The sequence below is a fragment of the Streptococcus mitis genome (assembly GCF_001579035.1).
Classification (GTDB): domain Bacteria; phylum Bacillota; class Bacilli; order Lactobacillales; family Streptococcaceae; genus Streptococcus; species Streptococcus mitis_J.
The window spans coordinates 36201-39907 of sequence record NZ_KQ970290.1; the positions used below are offsets into that span (position 1 = coordinate 36201).

At 42.6% G+C, this 3707-nt stretch carries 2 protein-coding genes and 1 pseudogene; 1 reads left to right on the forward strand and 2 read right to left on the reverse strand.

Annotation, left to right across the window (positions count from 1 at the left end; genetic code table 11):
• On the forward strand, positions 1-1919 hold a 1919-nt coding region (locus SMIDD26_RS08370; protein ID WP_061439809.1), incomplete at its 5' end, for an SF1B family DNA helicase RecD2.
• 47 nt (positions 1920-1966) lie between these two features.
• Here the strand turns inward: SMIDD26_RS08370 and tig are convergent.
• Both tig and SMIDD26_RS08380 read right to left on the reverse strand, forming a co-directional pair.
• A complete protein-coding gene (gene tig, locus SMIDD26_RS08375) occupies positions 1967-3250 on the reverse strand; it encodes a trigger factor (protein WP_061439810.1) in 1284 nt (427 codons plus the stop codon).
• A gap of 115 nt (positions 3251-3365) precedes the next feature.
• A pseudogene (locus SMIDD26_RS08380) lies at positions 3366-3707 on the reverse strand (transposase family protein); the annotation flags it as partial.

Sequence of the window (3707 nt, forward strand, 5' to 3'; positions counted from 1 at the left end):
CGGAGATGATCTTGGCCAAACTGGCCAACTACGGCATTCCCAATAAATTAGCCTTTCAGATTCAAGACTTTTACAAGGAAGAAACCCTTGATGTGGTTGAAAATTATCCCTACCAGCTGGTTGAGGATATCAAGGGTTTGGGCTTTACCATTGCTGACCAATTAGCGGAGGAACTAGGCATCGAAAGTCAGGCTCCTGAACGCTTCCGCGCCGGTCTAGTTCATAGTCTTTTTCAGGCCTGTATGGAAACAGGGGACACCTATGTTGAAGCACGGGACTTGCTGGAACAAACTCTTACTCTTCTTGAATCTTCTCGCCCCGTGGAACTGGATCCCAGCCAAGTGGCCCAAGAACTCTCCTACCTGATTGAAGAAGACAAGGTTCAGCAGGTTGATACCAAGATTTTTGACAACAGCCTCTTTTTCGCTGAGGAAGGCATCCGCAGTCACTTGGTTCGTATCCTTGAAAAAGGAAAGCAGAAGAGTCAGGATTTAGAAACCATTCAAAAACATATCTCTACTGTTGAAGAAGAGCTGGGGATTGAGTATGATAGCATTCAAAAACAGGCTATCTGTGATGCTATCCAGAATAAGGTCTTTATCCTGACAGGTGGACCTGGTACTGGTAAGACAACTGTTATCAATGGGATCATCGCTGTCTATGCCCTTTTAGAAGGACTTGACCTGAGGAAAAAAAGCAACCTGCCGATTCTTCTTGCTGCTCCAACTGGACGAGCCGCTCGGCGCATGAATGAATTGACAGGTTTGCCTAGCGCTACCATACACCGACATTTAGGAATGACAGGCGACGATGATACCAGTCATTTGGAAGATTATCTGGATGCTGACTTTATCATCGTAGATGAATTTTCCATGGTAGATACTTGGCTGGCCAACCAACTCTTCTCAAACATCTCTTCTAACAGTAAGATTCTAATCGTAGGCGATAGCGATCAGTTGCCGTCTGTCAGTCCTGGCCAGGTTCTAGCTGACTTACTTCATATTCCCTTAATTCCTCAGACCCGTTTGGAAAAAATTTACCGACAGAGTGAAGAATCAACTATCGTCACCCTAGCTAGTCAGATTCGACAGGGAATCTTGCCAGCTGATTTCACCCAGAAAAAAGCGGATCGCTCCTACTTTGAAATTGCTAGTGGCCATATTCCTGCTACGATTGAGAAAATCTTAGGCGCAGCTCTCAGAAGTGGTATCCCTGCTCGTGATATTCAGGTTCTGGCTCCCATGTACCGAGGGACTGCAGGAATTGATGCTATCAATCAGCTCATGCAAGACCTCCTGAACCCACCACAAAAAGATCAACTCAGTTTTGAAGCTCCCCAGTGCCACTATCGTAAGGGAGATAAGGTCATTCACTTGGTCAACGATGCTGAAATCAATGTCTTTAATGGAGATTTGGGAGCTATCACAGACCTGATTCCTGGTAAATATACCGAGTCGAAGCAAGACGAGATTGTCATTGATTTTGATGGCAATGAAGTCTCTTACCCACGTAACGAATGGTATAAGATTCGCTTGGCCTATGCCATGAGCATCCATAAATCACAGGGAAGTGAGTTCCCTGTTGTTATCCTACCTATCACCAGTGCTAGCAGGCGTATGCTGGAGCGCAATCTCATCTACACAGCCATTACACGCGCCAAAAGCAAGCTTATCTTACTAGGCGAATTACAGGCCTTTGATTATGCTACCCAACACATCGGAACTGCCCGAAAAACCTATCTGATTGAACGTTTCAGTGATCTACTAGAGAATGTTGAAGAAAAGCAACCAGCTGTCTCTGAAACAGCCACATCAAGCGCCTCTGAACAATCCTACATCCTAACCGAAGAAAACTGGGACAGCATACCGGCCATGATTGGGATTACAGACGCAGACCTCAAAGAGATTTTTGGAAAATAGTGCATCAGAAAACCCACCTAGTCAGGTGGGATTTTTGTTTATTAAGATTATTTAACTGTTGCTGTGCTTGTAATCAATTCAACAGCTTTTTTGATTGTGATGTCGTGTTTCAACATATCAGCTGAAAGCAAGCTTTGTACTTGAGCAACTTCCATGTTGTAGTCTGCAGCCAATTGCTCAACTTCTTTTTGGATTTCTTCTTCTGAAGCGTCAAACCCTTCAGCTTTGGCAACTGCTTCGATAACAAGGTTAGTCTTAGTACGTGACTCAGCTTCTGCTTGGTATTGATTGTGAAGGTCTTCTTGAGTAGTTCCAGTGATTTGGAAGTACATGTCAGGGTTGATACCTTGACGTTGCAAGTTTCCAAGGAATTCATTTACTGAACGGTGAACTTCTTCGTGAATCATTTCTTCTGGAAGTTCTACGATTTCAGCGTTTTCTACAGCTTTATCAATTGCTGCACCTTCAACTGCATCTTTGTAAGCTTCTTCTTTAGCAGCAGCCAATTCGTTACGGTATTTTTCTTTCAATTCAGCAAGTGTTTCAACTTCTTCATCGATGTCTTTTGCAAGCTCATCGTCAAGAGCTGGAACTTCTTTAGCTTTTACTTCATGGATAGTTGTCACGAATTTAGCTTCTTTACCTGCAAGGTCTTCTGCTTGGTAGTCTTCTGGGAATGTTACAACTACATCAACAGTTTCACCAGCTGAGTGATCTACCAATTGGTCTTCGAAGCCAGGGATGAATTGACCTGAACCAAGTCCAAGTGAGAAGTTTTCACCTTTTCCACCGTCAAATTCAACACCGTCGATAGAACCAACAAAGTCAATCACAACAGTATCACCGTTTTCAGCAGCAGCTTCTTTGATAACCAATTCAGCCAAGTTGTTGCGTTCGCGTTCGATACGCTCTTCAACGTCAGCGTCAGTTACTTCTTTTTCTACATCAACTGATACTTCAAGGTTTTTGTAGTCACCCAATTTTACTTCAGGTTTTGTAACAACTTCAGCAGTGATAACCCAGTCTTGGCCTTTTTCCATTGAAGTTACGTCAATTTTTGGTTGTGCAACCACTTCAAGACCAGCTGCTTTTACAGCTGCTTCATAAGCGTTTGGCAAAAGAGCGTTCATAACGTCTTGATAAAGTGACTCTTCACCAAACTTTTTGTCGAAGATAGGACGTGGAAGGTGACCTTTACGGAAACCTGGAACATTAAGAGATTTCTTCACTGAGTTGAAGACACGGTCCAATTCTGGTTTGATTTGGTCTTGAGAGATAGTGAAAGTCAAGACACCACGGTTTGTTTCTTTGTTTTCAAATGATACAGACATTCTGTCATTTCTCCTTAAAATTTTTTAAATACAGTCTATTATAACATAAACGAGCGAATTTTTTCAAGTAATGACTGCGCTTTTCGATTGATAGGAGAGGTATGGTTTCACCCGCAATATCCAAAGAAACAATTCTCCCTTGACTTGTGACAATCGCCTGAGCCTTCATAGCGTGAAATTTCCTTTTTATCAGAATAATTCTCTAATTGTTTTTTTTAGGACGATTGATTTTTACTTCCGTCGCATCAATCATTACCGTGTCCTCAGAACTGAGAGGAGTTCTTGAAATCGTAAAACCACTTTGAAGAAGAGTTACTTCAACCCATTGGCTCCGACGGATTAAGTTGCTTTCGTGAATGCCAAAATCAGCCGCAATTTGTTCATAAGTGCGGTATTCTCGCACATATTGAAGAGTGGCCATAAGAAGGTCTTCTAAACTTAATTTAGGTTTTCGTCC